At 67.1% G+C, this 17,518-nt stretch carries 14 protein-coding genes; all 14 read left to right on the top strand.

The window, feature by feature from the left end; translation table 11 throughout:
* Positions 1 to 4,306, top strand: a 4,306-nt coding sequence (gene mobF, locus MJ783_RS08440; RefSeq protein WP_239309772.1) for a MobF family relaxase, incomplete at its 5' end; no start/stop codon positions are given.
* 286 nt (positions 4,307 to 4,592) lie between these two features.
* Positions 4,593 to 5,231 carry a hypothetical protein gene (locus MJ783_RS08435; protein WP_239309771.1) on the top strand — a complete coding sequence of 213 codons (639 nt, stop codon included), beginning with the start codon at positions 4,593 to 4,595 and terminating at the stop codon, positions 5,229 to 5,231.
* A gap of 8 nt (positions 5,232 to 5,239) precedes the next feature.
* Complete coding sequence (locus MJ783_RS08430; RefSeq protein WP_239309770.1) at positions 5,240 to 6,094, top strand: hypothetical protein; 855 nt, start codon at positions 5,240 to 5,242, stop codon at positions 6,092 to 6,094.
* The gene (locus tag MJ783_RS08425; protein ID WP_239309769.1) at positions 6,091 to 6,765 is read left to right on the top strand and encodes an SAF domain-containing protein; all 675 of its coding nucleotides are present in this window, start codon (positions 6,091 to 6,093) and stop codon (positions 6,763 to 6,765) included. Before MJ783_RS08430 ends, MJ783_RS08425 begins: the two co-directional genes overlap by 4 nt.
* Positions 6,762 to 8,108, top strand: a complete 1,347-nt coding sequence (locus MJ783_RS08420) for an ATPase, T2SS/T4P/T4SS family (RefSeq protein ID WP_239309768.1) — start codon at positions 6,762 to 6,764, stop codon at positions 8,106 to 8,108. Before MJ783_RS08425 ends, MJ783_RS08420 begins: the two co-directional genes overlap by 4 nt.
* Entirely contained in the window at positions 8,105 to 8,977 is an 873-nt protein-coding gene (locus tag MJ783_RS08415) for a type II secretion system F family protein (protein ID WP_239309767.1), read from the top strand. Before MJ783_RS08420 ends, MJ783_RS08415 begins: the two co-directional genes overlap by 4 nt.
* Positions 8,974 to 9,831 (top strand): type II secretion system F family protein, encoded by an 858-nt coding sequence (locus MJ783_RS08410; protein ID WP_239309766.1) that lies wholly within the window; start codon positions 8,974 to 8,976, stop codon positions 9,829 to 9,831. The genes MJ783_RS08415 and MJ783_RS08410 overlap by 4 nt, the downstream gene beginning before the upstream one ends.
* A gap of 65 nt (positions 9,832 to 9,896) precedes the next feature.
* Complete coding sequence (locus MJ783_RS08405; protein WP_239309765.1) at positions 9,897 to 10,118, top strand: hypothetical protein; 222 nt, start codon at positions 9,897 to 9,899, stop codon at positions 10,116 to 10,118.
* Entirely contained in the window at positions 10,115 to 10,507 is a 393-nt protein-coding gene (locus MJ783_RS08400) for a hypothetical protein (RefSeq protein WP_239309764.1), read from the top strand. Before MJ783_RS08405 ends, MJ783_RS08400 begins: the two co-directional genes overlap by 4 nt.
* Positions 10,504 to 10,929: a hypothetical protein gene (locus MJ783_RS08395; protein ID WP_239309763.1), complete on the top strand. Its 426-nt coding sequence runs from the start codon at positions 10,504 to 10,506 to the stop codon at positions 10,927 to 10,929. Before MJ783_RS08400 ends, MJ783_RS08395 begins: the two co-directional genes overlap by 4 nt.
* Positions 10,926 to 11,354, top strand: a complete 429-nt coding sequence (locus MJ783_RS08390; RefSeq protein ID WP_239309762.1) for a pilus assembly protein TadG-related protein — start codon at positions 10,926 to 10,928, stop codon at positions 11,352 to 11,354. Before MJ783_RS08395 ends, MJ783_RS08390 begins: the two co-directional genes overlap by 4 nt.
* A 39-nt stretch (positions 11,355 to 11,393) precedes the next feature.
* Positions 11,394 to 14,591, top strand: a complete 3,198-nt coding sequence (locus MJ783_RS08385; RefSeq protein WP_239309761.1) for a LysM peptidoglycan-binding domain-containing protein — start codon at positions 11,394 to 11,396, stop codon at positions 14,589 to 14,591.
* 377 nt (positions 14,592 to 14,968) lie between these two features.
* Entirely contained in the window at positions 14,969 to 16,462 is a 1,494-nt protein-coding gene (locus MJ783_RS08380) for a hypothetical protein (protein WP_239309760.1), read from the top strand.
* A gap of 23 nt (positions 16,463 to 16,485) precedes the next feature.
* Positions 16,486 to 17,280, top strand: coding sequence for a serine hydrolase (locus tag MJ783_RS08375; RefSeq protein WP_239309759.1), 795 nt, complete (start codon positions 16,486 to 16,488; stop codon positions 17,278 to 17,280).
* Positions 17,281 to 17,518 lie beyond the last annotated feature (238 nt).

Below are 17,518 nucleotides of genomic sequence, written 5' to 3'. Positions count from 1 at the left end.
GGACGTCCGGACAACGCTCACCCTGGCCGAAGCAGCGCGGATCGCCGGTGTGGCCCCGTCCTACCTGCGACGACTCGCCGAACGCGGCATTACCACGGGAGCCGACGCCGACCGTCGGATCAGCCAGGGCCCGTCACCGGAAGCCGTCGACGACGCGACCGGCTCCGAAACACCCGCTCTTGGAACAGAACCCACGGGCGAAGCAGGGCAGATCGGCCATTCTCCGCAGGCTCGGCTCACTGCCCACAAGGACCCCTCCGGCCGATGGTTCGTCGAGCGGGACGAACTGGTCCGGTTCATGGCCGAACGGGACCCGCCCACCGTCGTCATGGGCTTCGACATCACCTGCGCCGCGCCCAAGAGCGTCAGCCTGCTGTGGGCATTCGGCGACGACGACCTGCGCCGGGACGTCGCCGCCGCGCTGAACGCCGGGGTCGACGCCGCTCTCGGCTACCTGGAGCGGTACGCCACGGTCGGGATGGTCGACGGCCGTAACCGTGCCGGCCTCGGCCTGGCCGTCGCCTCCTACCTGCACGACACATCCCGCGCAAACGAGGCACACCTACACGTTCACAACATCGTCGCGAACGCGGTCGCCATCCCCGTCCTGGACGACAACGGTCAGCCCGAACGCGACGCAACCGGAACCGCTCGGGTCGAGTGGCGGGCGCTCGACAGCGAGGTGCTGCTGGCCCATCGCGTCAGTGCCGGATACGTGGGCGCGGCGGCGCTGCGGCACGAACTGTCCCGCCGCCGCGGCCTGGAATGGCAGACGGTCCGCAACGGCGTCGCCGAGCTGGCGGGCTTCCCTCCGACTCTGTTGGAGGCGTTCTCATCCCGCCATGCCGAGGTGCAGCGCGAATTCGCCCAACTCGTCGCGGACGGGCTCGCACCCGACGCCCGCACCGAGGTCGCCGCGCAGCGCGGGTCCCGCGCGCCGAAAACGGTCCTCGCCGACGCCCAGGTCCGGGCCGTGCAAGCCACGAAGCTCACCGAGGCCGGTTGGACAGTGGAACAAATCCGCGCACTCGGCATCCACCGTCAGCGGTCATTCGAACCTCCCACCGACGACGAGATCTCCGCGCTGGTTGACCGGCTCGTCGGACACAACGGGCTGACCGCGAACCATCCGACGTTCACTCTCCGCGACGTCCATCAACAGGTCGCGGCCTGGGGAGTGGACCGGCTCGATCCCACCGCCATCAGCACCATCAGCGAACAGATGCTCGCCGATCCCCGGGTCGTTCTGGTCGACGACACCGCCGCACGCCGCCGGCGGCTCCCCGAACTGATCTTCACCACCGCGGAACTGTTGGAGATCGAAGACAAGCTGATCAGCCTGTACCGGCAAGGACGCGCCGACCATGCCGGCCACGACCATCGTCTCCTGGCCGCTGACGTCCTCGAGCGGGCTCTCATCCGGCTCGCAGCCTCCCCCGCCATCCAGGCATCGGCCGCGGCATCAGACCCCCGGTTGGACGACGAACAGCTCGACCTCGTCCGCCAGGTCGTCGGCAGCGCAGATCTGATCCGCCCGGTCATCGGGGAAGCTGGCACCGGCAAGACCACGGCGATACGTACAGCCGTACGCATCCTCACCGGCGCCGGCTACCAGGTCTTCGGCACCGCCCACGGCGGAAAACAGGCTGAGGACCTCAGCGACGACCTTGGTGTCCCGGCCCGGGTGGTCGCCGGCTGGCTGACGCTGCTCGACCACGCCGACGACCCCGGCCAGGTCTGGACACCGGGGACAGTCGTCGTCCTCGACGAAGCGACCCAGGTCGCCACCCGCGACGCCGAACGCCTCGCCCATTACGCCGCGCGCACCGGCACAGTCCTCATCCTTCTCGGCGACCCAGCCCAGCTCGGCTCGGTCGGCGCGGGCGGTTGGTACGCCCATCTGGTCACCGCGTTCCCGGACGCGGTCGGCCGCCTGACCACCGTCCGTCGACAACGGGGACCTGCGATGGCCGAAGTCCGCGCGGCGCTGCACGGGCTACGCTCGGCGCTTCCCGACGACGTTGAACGCTCCCTGCGCCGCCTCGCCAACGACCGGCGCATTGATGTGTTCGACGACCGCGAGACGATGCTGGCCGCCGTCGTCGACGACTGGTACGCCGACCGCACAGCCGCGGCCCGACCCACCACCGACGGTAGGAGCGCCACGGACCGGACGCGGAGCGCATCGCCGTCGGCAACGGGGGGAAACCGGCGGCGACGCCGAGACCGGACCGCGGCGCGTGCGCTGATGATGGCCGAACATCACCGCGACGTCGAGACCCTCAACCAGGCCGCCCGTACCCGGCTGGCCACCGACGGCACCCTGACCGGCCCGGTGCTGCACGCCGCCGGCCGGCCCTTCCAGGTCTGCGACGACGTCATCACCCTGACCCAGGCCGGGCACACCCTCGTCCCTCATGGCCAACGTTCCTCCGACTACGTTCGCACTGGCACGATCGGCACGGTCACCGCCGTCCACGTGGACCCCGCTCACCCCGAGCGGCAGATGCTCGACGTCCGGTTCCCCGGCAAGGGCACGGTCAGCGTCGACTGGATCTACCTCACCCACCAGTTCCCCGATGGGCGCACCGGCGGGCTCGGCCATGCCTACGCGCTGACCGCTCACAAGGCCCAGGGTGCGGACATGGCGACCGCCCGGCCGGTCGTTGTCGACGACACCAGCCGGGCCGGCCTGTACGTCATGCTTTCCCGCGCGCAGGACGACCTTCGCGCCTACCTGATCCGCCGACCCGAACTCGAAGCGAATCTCGACGACGAAGACTGGCTGCCGATCCTGCCCCCGCAGGGCGAGACGATCGACCGGCTCGCTGACCGGCTCCGCCGCTCCCGCGCCGAGCGGCCCGCCGGGGACATCGACCCGCACGCGCACGCTGCCCACCGACTCCGCCAGGACCACACCCTGGCGGAGTTGACGGCACTGCGCCGTGACGCAAGCGCACCGACAACGGATCGCGAGCTGAGTCGCGTGGACCCAGTCGTACTACGCCGGGCCGAACTCGCCGGCGAAGCCGCGGTCAGCGCCGCTGCCCGGACCAACCCACCCGCCCGGCTCATCGCCCGCATAGGGCCACGGCCTCCGATCGGGCCGGATCGACTCATCTGGGATGAGGCCGTCGCAGCCCTGGCGATTTACCACGCCCGACACCAGCCCGGCAGCCCACCGCACGATCCCGGGCCGGAGCCCCCGATGGACACCGACGACCCGATCGTCAGGTGGCAGGATCTCCACGAACAGGCGGTGGGGATCGCTGCCGCGTGGGCGATGCGGCTGCCGCCGCCGGTTGCCCGACGCTTCCACAGCGCCGCCGAGCGAGTGCCCCGCGAGCGGGCCATCGCGGGTATTCATGCACTCCTCGACACCGGCCGACATCCCGACACGGTCGCCGCCCAGCTTGCCGCAGGCGACCAGGAGTCGGTGCGCACAGGTGCCGCGATTCTTGAGAACCGTGCGCACACGCTGTGCACCGCCGCGGGCGTTCACCCCGCCGCCTACCAGCTCCGCCCGCCGCGAACGGCCCGTCAGGACTGGGCACGCGTCACCCAACTCTTGGACGCCGCGGTGACTACACGCCTTTCCCACCTGCCCACCTCGACGCTGCTCACCGAACGGAACAGGCTCGCCGAGATCCTCGCCGCGACGTCGACCACCGATGCGGCGACCACTGATGCGGCGCGGGAGACTCGTCGGCGGGTCGCGGACAGAGCACGGGCAACCGCCTCCCGCCTCGCCATTGCCGTACAGGCGCTCGATGACGCCGAACAGCACCTGCGCCGCACCGAGTCGGACCGTCGAAGCCGCGGCCAGACAGCCGCGCTTCACGCCGCGCGAAAGCGTCTCGATCAACTCCGCCGAACCCATGCCGAAGCGGAGCAGGCATTGGAGGACACGCAGACCGAGCACGACGCCGTCGGCCTGAGCGCACCCACCCTTGTCGAGGCGCAGGCCACGGTCGCCAGTCGGCTCCGGCGTGTCGGAGCCGCGCAAGCCCGCCAGATCGACCAAGCGGTGGTCCGGCTGGTTGCCGAGCCAGCCCACTACCTCACCGACCTCCTCGGGCGCCCACCCCGGCATCTCGGCGATGATGCCGACACCTGGCTCCGCCGGGCCCGCGATATCGAGGACTACCGTCATCACGTCCTCGGCCTCCCTTACGGCGCTCCTGCCGCGCCTGTCGACAGCTCCCCCCGCGCACGCGCGGTTGGGCCCGCTCCCGCCGATCCAAGCCAGCGCCGCCGTTACGAAGAGATCATCCAGGACCCTTCGAGCCTCGGCCTCTGCCTTTAAACGGACCACCACACGGAAGGAGTCATAACTTTGCGTATATCGATACCCGCACCATGCCGATTTTAACTACAGAAAGTAATATTTACGTGACGCGAGTCGCAGATTATTACAAGCACTTGACTGGTAAAGGCACCTGATGGACCGTGCATATGGACATTTCTTCTCAGATAAGGAGGATTGTAACCATCGGTATCCAATATGACTTCAACCATCGAGCCGGTCATAGTTCCTCTGATGCGACCTTATACCGAATCGAGACGTTTTGATCTTTTCTGGCGCGCCCGCCGTGATTCGTTCGATAGCCGGTTTGTCCACAGTTGCTCTCGTGGTGGCCGTCAGCCTCTTCGGATGCGGGTCGGCCGCCGGTCCTCGGCCTCTGGAGTCGCCCGCGGCCACGGGTGACCGGACGCTGACATCCGGTCCGTCCACGGCGGTCAGCACCCGGCGAACTCCGGACGCGGCGGCAGAGGCCTCCCGCCAGGTCACTGCTGCACAAGCCGACTATGACCACGCCTATGCAACCGCCATCGCCGCTCCCGGGAACCCTGCCCAGACCGGGCCGCTCCTCGCCCTGTACATCGAAGGATCACCTGCCAGGACCGCCATGGCCAACCGGCTCCGAGTACTTGCCGACCAGAAATATGCCGGCCGCCGAGGCGTGGCCGGCTACTACGTCATCGAAAGAATCACGGTCAGCGACGACTCATCCGCCGGGCAGGCGGTCGCGACGGTCTGTACCTACGACGACGGCATCGTCTATGACACCGCCAATCGATCAGTCGACGGCAAGGAAATCGTCGTCAACGACGTTGCCGTCAGCGCCCGCACCGACTTCCTGTGGAAACACCAAGGTGGCTCTTGGAAACTCGACGGCGGGACTGTGATCGGAAGCTGGAAGGGCGAGAACCGGTGCCCGCCCCGATAAGAACGGCCGTGATCGTCTCCGTTCTGGCGGTTGCGCTCTGTGTTTCCCGTCCAGCGTGGGCCGCGCTCGGCAACTTCGATCCCGGCGAAAACTCCGACTCGGCCAAGGCGAGAACAGACACCACCCTGAGCGAAATCCTCACCATGGTCGAAAGCGGAACGCCCATCGAGAAGCCCACCGGCACTGGCGCTGTCGATCCCTGCACCTGGTATCCGGGCAGTCTGGTCAACTACTTGATCAACAGTAAGGAGCCGAGCAGGCGCGTAGACGCGGATGGCATATCGTCTACGCTCTACGCGCGCATGTGCCCCGGCGCCGAGATCACTTGGTACTGGATCCGGGCCGCCGATCCCAAGCAGCTTGTCACCGCTGCCACGGTGCAAGCTCGTAGTCGGCTTCCCACCCCGCGTGGCGTCTTCTCGCCGGACGTCACCCACGGCGGTCGCGCAATCGTTCACGTCCCGGTCTGGTTCGCCGTCGATGTCACGCAGTGGGCTCCGATCTCGGCGGTCGCGGCCGTCCCGGGGCTGTCGGCCACCGTGACCGCAAAGCCAGACCGCCTCGAGCTCGACCCCGGTGACGGTTCACCAGCGGTGTCCTGCGCCGGACCGGGACAGGTCCTCGCCCCCGGCACGGACGTTTCGTCCCATGCGCCCGCCTGCTCGTACCGCTACCTCGACGCGTCCACGGTCGCTTCGAACGGGCACGCCTGGAGGGCTCAGCTCCACCTGCACTGGCAGATCACGTGGACGGCCACCAACGGCGACGGAGGAACTCTTGACCCGATCATCACCACGACCGCCTACGACATCCCAGTCGGTGAGATCCAGGCTCTCGAGAACGCCGGAACGGTGACCGGATGACCGATCTTCGACTCCCGCACTCCTTCCAGCACCTCGCGCAGAACCCCGACCCGTACGATCTTCCTTCAGATGTCCCCGACCGGCCTCGAGGTCGGCGCCGGACGATGGCCGTCGCCGCGCTGATGATGGTGCTCGGCGCCTCGGGCGCTCTGTGGCTTACCGCTGACCGAAACACGATGGTCGACGCGGTCATGTTGACCAGAGCCGTGCAGCGCGGCACGACCTTGGAAGCCGGTGACATCGCCATTGTGCGGGTAGCGACGGATGGCACGCCTGTCCGGCTCGCCTCTCCGGACCTGGCCCGAAGTTCGATCGTCGGCCGAGCGGCGCTTCTCGACCTCCCGCCCGGAACCCTGATCACTCCTGAGATGGCCGGCTCGGTTCGCATCCCGACCGGGCTCGCGTCTGTGGGCGTGCGTCTCGCTCCGGATGCCCTGCCCTCCTCGACTGTCCGGGCCGGCGACAGTGTGCAGGTCGTCACCACTGACCGCACCACCGGCAAGGCCACGGAGGTGGGTGAGCCTGTCCAGGTCGCGGCCGTCGAACCCGTGCCCAAAGGTACCAACAGTGATCGAACTGTCTATCTGGCCGTACCTGAGGACATTGCGCCGATCATTGCGGGGGCAGCCGACAGCAAGAGCGGAATACGGCTGCTGGGTGTGTCCCGATGAGCTGGGTACCGACACGGCCCGACGACGGCGCGCTCGGCGTCCTCGCCTCCGTAGCCACCACGCACGTTGCCGCCCACCTGGGCCGCACCGGAATGGCCGGGGCGTCAGCGGGCGAAGAGCGAGACGCTCTGGTCGAGGAATCAGTGGCCTCCTTCCTCCGTACGGAGCAGCTCCGACGGGTCAGGTCCGACGAACCCCCGCTGGGCGTTGCCGAAGAAGAAGAGATCCGCAGACATGCCAGGCAGGAACTGTCGCCGCTCGGCCCGCTCGCCCCGTTCCTGCTCACACCCACCTGGTCCGACATCGAGGTCAACGGCTCGTTCAACGTGGTCTGCACCGACCGCGCGTCCGGTCGCCGCACCGAGTTCGGTTCGCCTTTCGACACCGAGGAGCAGGCGTTTGAATGGGTCGCTCAGCAGGCGGCATTGGCAGGCCGGCGGTTTGACGAGGCGAACCCGTCCGTACGCTGCCGGCTCCCTGGGGGTGCGCGTCTGCATGCCCTCGCCAAGGTCACCAGCCTTGTGCACATCGGCTGTCGGCTGTTTCTGCCGGGTCTCGACACCCTCGAGGGGCTGCGCCGAGCGTCGATGTTCGGGGACGATGTCGCGGCCCTGCTCCTCACCGCGGCCCGGCTACGCGAACCATTCGGCGTGATCTTTTCGGGTGGGACAGGAGCCGGAAAGACCACACTGTTGCGTGCCTGGATGAACGCGCATCCCGACCCTGTCGTCCTGGACCGGACAGTCACGGTCGAGGACGAGCAGGAGCTCTTTCTCGACCGCGCGCGTTTCCGCAACCTGGTCGATTTCGAAGCGAAAGAATCCAACATCGACGGCAAGGGCGCCTACTCGATGGAGCAGTACCTGTCACGTGACCTCCGCCGTCAGACTCCCGAAAGGGTCGCCCTCGGTGAGCTCAAGCCGGACGGCGGCGTTATGCCCCTGCTCCTCGCCCTCGGGCAGGGTATCGCCCAAGGCGTCGCGACCACCATCCACGCACCATCCGCCGAAGACGTACTTCCCCGCATTCGGACGTACGCGGCGTTCGGTGATCGGCGCACCGACGACACGACCGTGATGCAGACCATCGCCGGCACGGTGAATCTCGTCGTACACGTGGCCAGAGTCGCTGGCCAACGGGCAGTCGTTTCGATCCGGGAGTACGTGGATTACCGGGACGGCCAAGTCACCTCGGCCGAGCTGTGGCGGTGGAACCCGCGGGCCGGTCGTGCCATGCGTACCGACAACGACATTTCCGACCGACTGGGTGCCACGTTCGTCGGCGCCGGCATCGATCCCACCGTACTGGCCCGGGACACCTCGTCGGGGACGTGGTGGGGGTGACGACAATCGGCGTGGGCCTGTGTGGCGCCATGGTCGGCCTCGCAGTCTGGCTGCTGGTCGCCGCCGCGTCGGGGCGCATCGCGCTGCCGGGCCTGTTGCACCCTGGTGACGCGCTCGGGCCTCGTCACCTGCTTGCCATCACGTCCGCGTGCGGATTGCTGGTCGCGGTCGTTGTACAAATTCCGGTCCTCGGTGTTCTTACCGGCGGCCTGCTCTGGATCGGGCTGACCGCGATAACCGGCCCGTCCGTAGCGGCGATCACCCGCATGGGTGACGCGGTGGCGTCGTGGTGCGAGACAGTCCGTCAAGAACTGGAAGCGGGCCAGCCGCTGCGCGCCGCGGTCGTCGCGTCCTGCGACATGCCGCCGGAACCGCTGGCGATACCTCTGGGTCGACTCGCCGAGCGTCTGGAGCGCCAGCAGCTACCGGATGCGCTGTGGGGTCTGCGGGCGGATGTCGACCATGCGGCGATCGGGCCGATCATCGCGGCACTGGACATCGCTTACCGGCGCGGCGCAGGCGATCTTCCGCGGCTGATGGCAAATCAGGTCGAGGCTACCCGTCACCGCGTGGCAATGCTACGAGACCTGCACGCGTCCCGGGCCAAGCACCGGCGAGCGATGGCGCTGCTGCTTGCCCTGTTCGCGGTCTCGATCGCGGTGTTGATGGTCGTGTGGCCGGCGTTCCTCGCGGCATACCGGCCGCTGGTCGGTGAGCTGGTTCTCGGTGGCATCGGCGGGGCTGTGTTCCTCGCGGTCCGATCTCTGGTGCGACTGTCACAGCCGTCGCTTCCACCGGACTTCTTCGCGGTTCGTGACGCAGCGTCCACTCAAACCGCCCGCGCGGCCAGAACGAGGCAGCCACGATGACGGCTATCGGCATGGCTGCCTGCGGCATGCTGGTCGGAGCCGGTATGTGGCTTGCGCTGTATGCGCTGTTCCCCAGTCGGCAACCGTCCGGCCTCGGTGTACAGGCGTCTTCGTCGTTGCGATGGGCCGCGATGTCCGTGACCGGCGTCATGCAGCGTGCTCGGCTCCACCGGCTGCTCCTCACCGAGGAACTGGCGCTTGTCGGACGCGACGCCGAGGCACACACACTTGCGCGGATCATCTACGCCGTCGTCGGGGCCACGATCGGCGTCACCGCAATGATCGTGGCCGCGGCGGCAGGTATGTCCGTGCCAGGGCTTGCGATCCCGGTCGTCGCCCTGGCCGGGGTGCTGTTCGCTCTGGCCGCCGCGGACCGGCCGATCTACCGGCTCGCCACCGCCCGTCGCAAGGAGGGCGCACTCGCGGTCGCCGCATTCATTGATCTGGCGCGCATCCTGCTGGTCGGTGGTCTCCCGCTGCACACCGCCCTGCAAGCCGCGGCGGACAGCGGAACGGGATGGGCGTTCGGACAGATCCGTGAGGCCCTCAGGGAGGCACGGGATCGCGGAGCGCCCCCGGACGCCGGCCTCGAACGACTTGCCGCCCGTATCCCGGTCCCCGAGTTCGCTGATCTCAAGCGAACCGTCACTTCCGCCCGCCGGGGCGCGTCTCCAGTGATCGCTCTCGAATCCCGGGCGGCAGCGATCCGATCCGCCGAAGCAGCCCAGAGCCGCGGCGAGGAGGCCGCCGCAGACGCGCAGATGGAGCTTCCAGGCGCGGTTGTCGCGATCGCCTTCGTCGGCTATCTGACCTATCCCTTACTCACCCTCGTCAGCACTGGACCAACTCCCTGACTCCTAACCCCTCACCGGCAGCGGTCCGCGATCAGACATTGACGGGCCGAGGAAGGACGGCACATATGCTCCGCCCGCTCAACGCCTGTATGACCGCGGTCTACTTGTGGATCTCCACTCAGATTTCCGCCGCCCGGAAAGACGATCGTGGCGATGTTCTACCGACCGCGGCGATCGCCGTCGGTCTCCTCCTTATAGCGGCGGTCGTCCTCGTGATTCTGCGCAACAAGGCTGTGGACATCGCGAACAACATCTGCACCGCTCCGGACCCCGCGACCTGCCAGTGACCAAGGATGCGACCGGTTCAGCCTGGACCCGTCGGCACGGTGACGACGGCAGCGCCGTCGAACTCACAGTTGTGATGATGGGCGTCTTTGCGTTGTTGACGTTGTTGCTCATGCTGTCCGTCCGATGGCTGGCCGCCGAGGCGGCGTCGGCAGCGGCCCAACGAGCACTGGAGATCGCGCAATCGCCTGGTGGAGACCGCAACAACGCCCAGACGGCCGCCGTCCGGCTCGCGTCGTCGACGCGCGTCGTGGACAGCGTCGACGTCACGGTCAGCCAGCAGACCGATCTGGTAACGGTGTCCGTCACCGTCCGGCCGGCGCTCGGCGGGACGGTGACCAGGACCGCGACCGGCCCGGAATTGCGTTTCGTTCCTCAACAACGGCCATGACCGATGGCCGCCGTCGGGGAACGCGCATCCGACACTGGGATGCCGGGTCGTTCTCACTCGAATTTGCCGCCGGTTGGGCCATTTTCCTGCTGGCGGTCGTCGTCGTGGTTGTCGTCTACCAGGCGCAGGAAAGCGGGACAGCCGTGACCACAGCCGCACGTGAAGCTGCCCGCGCCGCGTCCCTGACGGCTGACCAGGACGAGGCGGTCGCGGCGGCCACATCCCTCGCCCGGACACTTCTTGCCGAGAGTGTTTGTAACCGAAACAGCATTGATGTCACCACGGCGACCGATGGTTTCCGGGCGGGTGGCACGGTCACCGTCGCCGTGTCCTGCCGCACCGACCCGCCAATCGGGCCGTCACGCACTGTACGAGCAACAGCCGAAGAAATTATCGACCGGTACCGAGGAGGGCTGGCATGAACCCAGCCTCCGGCCCGCCCAGCGGGAACGCCCGGCCGTCTGACGGCGGAGCGATTTCGATATTCCTGACGGTCCTCTTCAGCGCCGCTCTTCTCTTTGCCGGTCTCATCTTCGACGCGGGACGAGTGCTGCACGCCAGCAGCGAGACCTTCGACCTTGCAGGGAAGGCGGCCCGAGTCGGCGCGCAGGAACTCGACTTCGCAGCCCTTCAGGTCGGCATCATCCGGCTGGACCCGGCGGCGGCCACTCGCGCCGCCGAGAGCTACCTACAAGATCATGATATCGCCGGAACCGCCACCGTGACCGACGCGACCGTAACGGTCACAGCTGTCAGCCACATCGACTACCGCCTGCTCGCCGTGGTCAAACCGGCGGGCGCCACCGTCACCCAAACCCGCTCCGCCACAGCCACTCCCGGACCCTGATCGGCCCTGATCCTGACCCGCGCTCACAAGGTGGAGGTCATGCCCCGTTTCCCGCACCGTGCCCAACCGGGCAGGCCCGCTACCCGGACCGCTTCCCGGCCCAATCGATCGGTCCGTCGGGTATCACGGCCGGGCAGGGGTGCCGTCGTCCGCGGGCTGCTGGCGCTCGTCGGGCTTGTCGCGTTCCTCGGTGTGGTGCCGGTGGCGTTGTGGTTGTGGCGGACCAACCCGCTGCCCCAGACCTGGGAGCCCGGGCGCTGGTGGACGCTGGCCAGTCGTGGATATCTGCACCCGGATGTCGTCCCCAACGCGATCGCGGTGGCCGCCTGGGTGCTCTGGGCCGATGTCGCCATCGCGGTACTGCGTGAAATCGGCGCACGGGTCCTCCGGGGCGCCGCCGCGACCCGGTCGGCCATCGTGCCCGGCTTCCTCGCCCACCTCGCCGGAACGTGGGTGGCAAGCGCGTCCGTGGTACTCGTCGTCCTTGCGACCCGGCCGATCGCGACCGCTGGACTCGGCTCGACGCTTTCGGATGGGCCTGCCGCCGTGGCAGCAACCGTGACGACCGCACACGAGCAGGACCCCGGATCTCTGGATGCAACAGCAGTGTGGACGGCAACGGTGACCGATACACCAGCGTCAGGCGCCGCAGGCGCCGCTGTATGGGGATTTCAGGAGCACAGATGCGACGCCTACGACACGTTGCGCTCTCTCGCTGACCGGTACTACGGCGACGCCGACCGGTGGGCCGTAATCCGGGACGCCAGCGTCGGTGCACGCCAGGATGACGGCGCACGGCTGTCTTCTGGCTTCGTCGCTGTCAGCGCGGGAACGATCCTGCGCATACCGCTGCCGCACGTCGGGCCGGAGGACAGGTCGTACCCAGTTCAGCCGGGTGACAGCCTCTGGACGATCGCCGAGGACGCTTACCCAACCGCCAACGCCTCTGAGACAGCCCGAGCTGTCGATGCCATCTTCGAGACGAACCGGGGAATCACGGACCCTCACGGACGTCATCTGACCCGACCCGACCTCATCAACCCGGGCATGCACCTGTCACTCCCGATGTTGCCGGGCAGGACGACGTCGCTGACGGTGCCCGTCCCAGCGGCGCCAGTTCAAGCAGGGCCAGTCCCAGAGACGCCCAGCGCCGCTCCCACGAGGGGGATCGGCACGCCGGCGAGCACCGAACCCACCATCACGGCAAAACCGACACCGGCCCGGACGCCGGCAACCTCGCTCGGTAGCGAGCCGCGTGAAGCGCCGGATACTGCCACGCCGTCATCCGAGACCGGAGACCGTTTCCTTGTAGTGCCCTTGTGGATCACAACCGGCGGGCTGCTCGTGAGCGCGTTCGCCGCGCAGTGGGCGGCCCGCCGCCGCAAGCGCGACCGGCAGGTCCGCCCTGAACATCGCCTGCCGCTGGCCGATCCCGACGTAGCCGATTTGCATGCAATGATCTTGCAGGTTGACGACCCCGATGGGATGAGCCGTCTCGACGCGGCCCTACGGGCACTCGTCGCGCCGCATCGCGATGACCGGCCGGATGACGCACCGGTACCCGAGGTCCTCCTGCGCCATCCAGACGGGTCCCTTGAGGTCTACCTCCACGCCCCGGTGAACGTTCCACCTGCTCCATGGCTGGCAGGCTCGGACCCGCGGGTCCTGACCCTCGCCGTGTCCGCGCCGCTTGAAAACGTCAGTGACATACCGCCGCCATGCCCAGCATTGGTACAGCTCGGCGTCACAGCGGACGGCGCCGAACTCTACGTCGATCTGGAAGCACTCGGCGCCCTCGGCATCAACGACGAACTTCCGGACCAGCCCAATGCTGGGATATCCGATGCTGGAATCACGGACGGCATCGGCCTGTGTGCCGTCGCCCGAGCGGTCGTCGCGACCATCGCCGTCTCCCAGTGGGCTGAGCTGACGACCGTACGCACCATCGGGTTCGACTCGTTCGGCTTCGCCCACGAAGAACGGATCGTTACGGAACCAGACCTGAGAACGCTGCTCACGCGCACCATCGCTGAGACACGGCGCCTCGCCGGGGACCTCGATGATGCCGGCTGGCCGCGAACCCTCACCGCCCGAGTGAGGGATCCATCGGAGGTCTGGGACCCGACCGTAGTGGTCGTCACCGATCATGCAGGCGCGCCCTCGGATGTCACTGAGCTGGCCAATCTGGTCGAATCGGCGCGGGACGGTGGTCAAGGAATCGCGGTCATCGTCCCGTCGCGGTCCGGAATGCCAGCTCGGTGGCACCTCACGGTCGACCGGCGAGACAAGACGGCACGATGGCGGCTCGACCCCCTGGGGATCACCCTGAACCCGCTCGGTCTCGCAGCACACGAACTCAACGACCTGGCCGTGCTCCTCGCGGACGCGGACCCGGAACCGGTGGCGGTCGAAGCCGGCCCGGCCGATCCGGATGCCGAACCGTTCTTCGAGGGTGACTGGCAGATCATGGTGCGGCTGCTGGGCCCCGTCGACATCATCAGCCGGGATGGCACACAGCCGGAACCCGGCCATGCCCGCAGCCGGATTCTGGAGATCCTCGCCTGGCTCGTCACTCATCGCAACGGCAGTCGAGCCGACTTGGAAACGGCCCTGTGGCCTGGTGGCGGCAACCCCCGGACGTTGACCAACGAACTCAGCCGGGCTCGGCGACTCCTCGAGCACCTCGTCGGCGAGAAGGCGTGCGACTGGATACCGACCCGCACCGCCATGTTGAAGATTCACCCGCTGATCGTCAGCGACCTTGAGATCCTCCAGGCGCGGATAGCGCACGCCCAAGCCCAGCGCGACCACGCTGATGTCGCGATCGAAACCCTGCGGGGTGCCCTGGATCTCATCCGCGGTGTTCCCGCCGGCTATCCGTGGCTCGACGCCGAACTCGGCTCGGCGCTCACCGTCGCACCCGTCACCGCAGCTGTGCTCCTCGCCCGTCACCAGCTCACTGCGGGCGACACCCCGGCGGTGCTCAAGACCACCGCACGGGGGTTAGCCGTCCTGCCTGCCCACACCGAGCTGTTCGCGCTCCGGCTTCGCGCCCATGCCCACGCCGGCGACACCGACGCGGTCAAAGCCGAATACCGTGCCTACCTGCGCGCTGAAGCGGCCGACTCTTTCTGGGACGGCGAAACCGACCGCGATCTCGAAGCACTCCACCTCAACCTCATCCGGGCCAGCTCCGTCCGCCCAAGCGATAGCGGGAAGAGCAAAACCCACTCGTAGTGACCACCCTGTCTGGGTCATAGGCTCCCGTGATCGGGGTGCGGCGACGCGATCCGTGGACGACAGTGAGAACTCGCGGTCACTGCCGTTCGCGTCGCCGCACCGTCCGTCGGCGTCGGTCGCCCGCGGATGACGAGTCCCGGCCCGACGCCTGTGTCACCGGGTGCCCACGACCTCGCGTCAGGCGGGCATCCAGTGCGGACACGGCAGATCATGTCGCGCATCGTCGGGCGGTCGCCAGCGCGAAGTTGCCGCGTGTCGGTGGGGACAACCCGCCTGGTCAGGGCGATTGGTCGCGCTGGGTCGACCGACCCCCAGTGCCAGCTATTCTGCGTAGTAGGTTCATTACGCCGCCGACTTCGTAGAAGCGAGCGATCATGCCGAAAACCGCGCAACCAGCCCGGGAACTCCACAATCCGCGTTGCGCGGAACGACACCGCATGCGGCTCCTGCTCGCCGTAGGGGAACCAGCGGACCCTCCTGCCGATCTCCTCTTTCAGATCACCCTGGAGATCGAGGCGTGCTGTGGTCACCCCCGGCTGAAGTGCTTCCGCCTGGCCCACGGTTGGACAGTCGATCGTGCGGTCGCCAACCTCCACCAGCTGACCGCTGACCTGGGCCTGAAACCGACCGGACTGACCCGACGGTCATGGCTGGACTGGGAGACCGGGAACGGGATGCGCCGCGACTACCAGGATGTCGTCTGCCGCTTGTTCGACACAGGCCCGGTCCAACTCGGACTCGCGAGCGACTACACGCCTCGGCCCCGCCCGCCGCTTGTCGATCGGCCATCAGTCCCCGATCCCGAGGCATCCACGGCAACGTTGGAAGCAGAAAGTGGCCAAGTCCGACCGTGGATATCGGAGGGTGCCCAATACGTCGAGGGAGGACTCATCCAGAGTCTTGCTGCCGACGAGTCCACAATATCGTTGGATCCGGAGGTGAATACACGTCTCTCGGTTATTTTCCGTGGCACGCGACGGGTGGATGCGGAGGCGGTCGCGCACCTTCGCCGTATACTCAGCGAGGCCCGTCGCTTAGATGATCTTTTGGGTTCACGTGACCTCATCGATCCGGTTGCCGCGCAACTTCGTCTGGTCTGCGGCCTTCTTCCCGAGGCGACTGGAAGGTCCGTGTCCGCTTCGCTGTGTTCGCTAATTTCCGAGATGTCCCAGTTCCTCGCCTGGCTGTGGCTTGATCTCGGTAACGGTGATCGCGCACGGTCGCTTTACCGGCAGGCGCTTCGATCGGCCGAGTACGCGGGAGATGATGCCCTTGCAAGTTACATGCTCGGCTGGCTCAGTTTCTCTGCCACCTGCGGAGGTAATCCCCGCGAAGCCGTGACCATGGCCAAAGCAGCTCAGGCGCGTGCGGGTAGCGCTGCGGTCGCTCCACTTCGCGGGTGGCTGGCGGCGATCCAGGGCCGCGCCTTCGCGTATGCCGGTCAGGCGGGTCCATCCCTGCGAGCGCTGGAGCGCGCGGAACGAGAGATGACATCGCAGGTCGACGAGGACTCGCCGTGGTACTTCTTCGGTGACGCCGCTCTGCGCGGCTATCGGGGAACCTGCCTGGTGATGCTCGGACAGAAGGAGGGACGAGCGGACATCGAGCAGACCCTGCGGGACCTCGATCCCGCGTTCGTGCGCACCAGGACGATCTACTCGTCGTTGTTGGGGAAGGCAAGCGCCGACGAGGGCGACGTCGACCGTGCCTGTGAACACGGTCTGGATGCCCTGCGTGTTGCCGTCGACACCGCGTCGGTCCGCGGCGTCGACGCTGTCCGGCAGCTTCGAAAGCATCCTGTTCTCGTACGATCCGAGGACAGTGACGCCGTACTGCGTCTCGACGAGCAGCTTTTCCTCGCGTCGTGAGGGGTTGAAGCCAGATGGACGATGTGATCGACGAAGTCTCGCTTGGCAGTCGGATCCAGGATGCCGTCGACGCTTATGTCGCGACGGAGCCAGGTCGCAGCGTCGCAATCGACACACTGCGAGGAGTAAAGGTGCATGCGGGGCGGAACGCTGATGTTCCCCGGCCCGCCGCAAGCCTGCTGAAGGTCATTATCGCTGTGGCAGCCTACGACAAGGCGGCTCAGGGCGGTCTCGATCTGGACGAGTCGGTATCCCGAAGCTCGCTGGGACGCACCGCCTACCCCTCGGTGCTGGCGGCGTTTGCCGATGAGGACCTTCTCACGGTCCACCAGCTTTGCCGTCTCATGCTTATTACCAGTGATAATGCGGCCGCTGACCTGATTCTCGCGCGAGTCGGTATCGAGACGGTGAACGAGACAGCAGGCAGACTGGGGACAAGCCACACGAAGTTGGTCGTTGGATTTCGAGACGACCAGTTGGGCCAGGTCGGCCGGCAGAACATCACAACGGCTCAGGATATGAACCATGTATTCGCCGGCTTGGCAAGAAACAGCCGTTACAGCCCAATTCTCGCCGCGTTACGAAATAACCTCCGCAACAGCCGGATACCGCTGCGTCTGCCCGACACACTACCCGTCGCACACAAGACGGGCAGCCTGGCCGGCGTCGTCAATAATTCTGGGATCATCTACGGAGATCAAGTCGACCTCACTGCCTCCTTCCTCAGCGATCACCAGAAAGATCAAGCGAAGACGAGCCTCGAAATCGGCGAGCTCGTTGCCTCGGTCTGGTCTCAGCTCGGCGAAAAGCTCGACTAACGTTGTCGGGTGACAGGCTGGCTGTACCGCCGCACGCGACGACCCGTCCGCACCGACGCGCGACAGCTTCGCCTATAGCAGGAGGACAAGCCACCCTATACAGAGAGCCAACTTCGCGTCACCCTGAATACAACAACGGGCACCCCTCCCGCGAAGATCTTTAGCTTGTAAAGCCGAGGTTACCCGGAATTCCAGCTGAAACACGTCAACAGGCCAAACGGCTGTACTAACCGGGGGG

Source organism: Protofrankia sp. Cj3 (genome assembly GCF_917627355.1).
GTDB lineage: Bacteria > Actinomycetota > Actinomycetes > Frankiales > Frankiaceae > Protofrankia.
Note: the sequence above shows the minus strand (reverse complement) of the source record. Positions and strands in the feature narration are given on the sequence as shown.

What these genes read in the sequence shown, in the direction of transcription:
- MJ783_RS08410 (WP_239309766.1), top strand. Translation starts at nt 8,974, where the DNA reads ATGACGGCTATCGGCATGGCTGCCTGCGGCATGCTGGTCGGAGCCGGT.
- MJ783_RS08390 (WP_239309762.1), top strand. Translation starts at nt 10,926, where the DNA reads ATGAACCCAGCCTCCGGCCCGCCCAGCGGGAACGCCCGGCCGTCTGAC.
- MJ783_RS08405 (WP_239309765.1), top strand. Translation starts at nt 9,897, where the DNA reads ATGCTCCGCCCGCTCAACGCCTGTATGACCGCGGTCTACTTGTGGATC.
- MJ783_RS08420 (WP_239309768.1), top strand. Translation starts at nt 6,762, where the DNA reads ATGAGCTGGGTACCGACACGGCCCGACGACGGCGCGCTCGGCGTCCTC.
- MJ783_RS08385 (WP_239309761.1), top strand. Translation starts at nt 11,394, where the DNA reads ATGCCCCGTTTCCCGCACCGTGCCCAACCGGGCAGGCCCGCTACCCGG.
- MJ783_RS08425 (WP_239309769.1), top strand. Translation starts at nt 6,091, where the DNA reads ATGACCGATCTTCGACTCCCGCACTCCTTCCAGCACCTCGCGCAGAAC.
- MJ783_RS08395 (WP_239309763.1), top strand. Translation starts at nt 10,504, where the DNA reads ATGACCGATGGCCGCCGTCGGGGAACGCGCATCCGACACTGGGATGCC.
- MJ783_RS08380 (WP_239309760.1), top strand. Translation starts at nt 14,969, where the DNA reads ATGCCGAAAACCGCGCAACCAGCCCGGGAACTCCACAATCCGCGTTGC.